7 protein-coding genes are annotated in these 2,810 nt (G+C 45.5%); 1 reads left to right on the top strand and 6 read right to left on the bottom strand.

The window, feature by feature from the left end; genetic code table 11:
- The 4 genes from CAPSK01_RS23730 to CAPSK01_RS17285 form a co-directional block, all read right to left on the bottom strand.
- The coding region (locus tag CAPSK01_RS23730) for a hypothetical protein (protein WP_273703959.1) at positions 1–313 on the bottom strand (313 nt) is incomplete at its 3' end.
- 10 nt (positions 314–323) lie between these two features.
- Positions 324–611 (bottom strand): DUF1799 domain-containing protein, encoded by a 288-nt coding sequence (locus tag CAPSK01_RS17295; RefSeq protein WP_034929621.1) that lies wholly within the window; start codon positions 609–611, stop codon positions 324–326.
- A gap of 17 nt (positions 612–628) precedes the next feature.
- Positions 629–946: a phage tail assembly chaperone gene (locus CAPSK01_RS17290; RefSeq protein ID WP_273703958.1), complete on the bottom strand. Its 318-nt coding sequence runs from the start codon at positions 944–946 to the stop codon at positions 629–631.
- Between the two features lie 126 nt (positions 947–1,072).
- Positions 1,073–1,738 (bottom strand): phage tail tube protein, encoded by a 666-nt coding sequence (locus tag CAPSK01_RS17285; RefSeq protein WP_034929619.1) that lies wholly within the window; start codon positions 1,736–1,738, stop codon positions 1,073–1,075.
- Positions 1,739–1,863: 125 nt separating this feature from the next.
- Between CAPSK01_RS17285 and CAPSK01_RS23725 the strand changes: the two genes are divergently transcribed.
- Complete coding sequence (locus tag CAPSK01_RS23725) at positions 1,864–2,070, top strand: helix-turn-helix transcriptional regulator (protein WP_273703957.1); 207 nt, start codon at positions 1,864–1,866, stop codon at positions 2,068–2,070.
- 1 nt (position 2,071) lies between these two features.
- Here CAPSK01_RS23725 and CAPSK01_RS23720 read toward each other — a convergent pair whose 3' ends face one another.
- Positions 2,072–2,479 carry a hypothetical protein gene (locus tag CAPSK01_RS23720; protein WP_273703956.1) on the bottom strand — a complete coding sequence of 136 codons (408 nt, stop codon included), beginning with the start codon at positions 2,477–2,479 and terminating at the stop codon, positions 2,072–2,074.
- A partial coding sequence (locus CAPSK01_RS23715) for a hypothetical protein (RefSeq protein ID WP_273703955.1) occupies positions 2,476–2,810 on the bottom strand: 335 nt, incomplete at its 5' end. The genes CAPSK01_RS23720 and CAPSK01_RS23715, both read right to left, overlap by 4 nt.

The raw sequence follows: 2,810 nt of genomic DNA, 5'->3' as shown, positions 1-2,810 counted from the left end.
CTCTCGTATTCGAATCCGCAAGCAGGGTGTTGGCTTTGGCTAGTTCCGCTATGGAATTAGATGCATCCTTGGTAGAGTTCTTAAATTGATCTAGTTTACTTTTCTGTGCGTCTACTACAGCCTCTAGTACTTTTATTTTCTGGCTAGCAGCTAAAGCCTCAGTACCTAACTGAGTAAGTCCAGTACCTCCCCCAGAAGGTGCACCTAAAGCAGACCTTAGTGCCCTGTATCGAGTCTCTAGGGCTTCTAGGTCTGCTGCGGCTTTTACAGTATCAATTCTTAGGGTTAAGGTGGCTGCTGCATCGGTACTCATCAATAAACTCCTAAGACTTTGACATTTGCGATAGTGCTGAAGATTCCATTATTCGTATTGCGCGAAAAACTTCTCTCTTCTTTTTCACCTTCATTAGAGACATTACCCACTCCACAGCCGTATAGTCTAATCCTGTGGGTCCACTATAGCCAACTCTCCATTGTGTACTTAACTGGCTAAACACCTGGAAAGGAACCCAGTTCTCAGGCCATACCTGGAAATCGGAAGTGTCAGTAACATCTTCTCTTAACAGGCCAACTGCTTTTAACTCATCATCTGACGGCCCAGGGTCATACATCCGGGCTGCCAGTTCTGTTAGTTTTTTTGCCCGCCCTCGAATAGACCCTTGTTATAACCCTCGAAGATTACACGGGAAGCTGCTGGGTAGTTATCCAAGAGTACATCAAGAGTGGTTGCATCATAAGGAACGTCTACCCCTTCCCAGGTCTCGATTAGCTCTTGCAAAGCGTCTAGGTCAGTGCGTGCAGTGTCCCCCTCACCAAGAGAAGCAAAGAACTCTTTAAGAGCCTTACGCCCCTTATGCTTGAAAACAAACGTAATTGGGGATTCACCATCAGTAGTCGGAATATTAACTACCTGTTTGAATGTAGGGTTTGGTTGTAGAATAAACATGGTATCGCCTCATGTGATTAAACCGCCTCTGGTTATGCCACTGACCTGTCCGCGAGGCGGGTACGGACACGGCCAATGCCGCTGGTCAGTGGGTATTAAAGTTGCACACTATGTGCAACTAACTTATTACGTAGAGTAGCGAATCGGTTCTGCTGCATAACTCAAACTGATCTGAGTCATAAGTGCCTCATTCTGAGCCATAGTAGGAACATCCAGGATAGACCAGTAGGCGTTCGCCACCAGTTTAGACCCGTTGGCAAAGTCCATTTTAAGGGCATAAGGAGAACGCGCATCATCAGCCGCAGACACGTCAGCGTACCAGGAAAGAGTAGGGTCATCGTACACGTCAATAGTCATGGCCACAGCATCTTTAATAGTCGGAATCTGGCGCTTGACCGTATCAGTGATCGAAGTGATGTCTGCGAACTGCTGTGCCCCACCGGAAGCCGATACCCCTTTAACCTGAGACAACTGCGACCATGTAGCAACCTTACGAAAAGTAGCGGGTACGCCTGTGGTTGCAGGATATTTACCTATGTCGCTGGTGTCTACCCCTTCAAGGGTGAAGGCTGTAGTTCCAGTAACACCTTGGACACGACAAACTCGATGGTCCAGAAGACCCCAAGAAGAATTAATCAGGACGTAATCTCCGGCACTGAGAGAATGAGTAGCCGTGACAGATGCAGGGCTGGTATTGCTAATAGCAGTAATCGTTGTACCTGCAGAACCGAGTGCGGGGGAATAGGTTTTGGCGATGCTCATCGTTGAACCCGTAGTCAGTGTGATGCTCATGGTATATCTCCTATGATGGAACGCACATTATCGTGCTTACAGGCATTTTACGCTAATGGGTTATCTCTACCATACTATTTCCCGTCCATGTATAATAAGCTTGTACATAGACGGAAAATATAAACATGACCCCAGAAAAGCTACGGGAGGTGATGGACAGTAACCACCTAAACGTGAAAAAAACGGCAGACCTTCTTGGTGTTTCTAAAGGTGCCGTCTATCACTGGAGGAATGGGACTAGACCAATCTCTAAACTAACTTGGGACTGCCTTATATTAAAACTGCAGAAACAATCTTGTATTACTATTATTGGTGGCTATTGGGATATTTGAGTTACTGTAAGAAATAAAACGGCACAATCAGATCATGACTCGTCCACCCTCCACGGCTCTGCTTCTTACCCGGAGTAGGGCAATCTAAATCTACACCTGTGAGTTTCTGGTACTTTAGAAGCTCTCTCAGATAATTCAGTTTCGTTAAAGCGTCTCTAGTACCTTGCCCATCCTTAGCAAATAGTTGAAGTATAACCTCACCATAGCTAGCCGTATAAGGAGCAATATCAATACCTTGTCTTACGCTATCTGTAAAATCTACGATCACTCTAAGAAAGCAAGGTCCTACTGCGTCTAGGTCTACTTTTACTGCGTTCTCATAAAATACTTTAACTGTTGGATAAGTAGATACCCAAGCAGAGTTTAGATAGGTTATGATGGCGTCCCTAGCTTGTACTTCAGTAGTCATACTCCTATACTCCTAAGAACTGCCAGTTCAGGCTTTCCGATATGTTTAAACCTGTTTCGTGTAAATAGTACACCACGAGCAGCTACACGATCAGCATTTGGGTTAACAGAGCGAAAATCAATTTGACCTAGTTCAATGTCCCAGGCATAGCTTGTGTCATGTTTAGCCGAGTTTGATAGGTAGATAGATGTGCCAAGTGGTTGTGACTTGGCAGATAATAGTCTGGCTGATGCCTTGCTAAGTGCGTAGCCAATAGCATTCTCATCACCTTTTTGATAGGGGTCTACAATTCCAGCCTCTATCATAGCCCTGTTAATGAGTTTGGCCGGCC

It is taken from the genome of Candidatus Accumulibacter vicinus, assembly GCF_000584955.1.
Classification (GTDB): Bacteria; Pseudomonadota; Gammaproteobacteria; order Burkholderiales; family Rhodocyclaceae; genus Accumulibacter; species Accumulibacter vicinus.
This window is presented reverse-complemented; position numbering and strand designations above follow the sequence as displayed.

What these genes read in the sequence shown, in the direction of transcription:
- CAPSK01_RS23725 (WP_273703957.1), top strand. Translation starts at nt 1,864, where the DNA reads ATGACCCCAGAAAAGCTACGGGAGGTGATGGACAGTAACCACCTAAAC.
- CAPSK01_RS17290 (WP_273703958.1), bottom strand. Translation starts at nt 946, where the DNA reads ATGTTTATTCTACAACCAAACCCTACATTCAAACAGGTAGTTAATATT.
- CAPSK01_RS23720 (WP_273703956.1), bottom strand. Translation starts at nt 2,479, where the DNA reads ATGACTACTGAAGTACAAGCTAGGGACGCCATCATAACCTATCTAAAC.
- CAPSK01_RS17295 (WP_034929621.1), bottom strand. Translation starts at nt 611, where the DNA reads ATGTATGACCCTGGGCCGTCAGATGATGAGTTAAAAGCAGTTGGCCTG.
- CAPSK01_RS17285 (WP_034929619.1), bottom strand. Translation starts at nt 1,738, where the DNA reads ATGAGCATCACACTGACTACGGGTTCAACGATGAGCATCGCCAAAACC.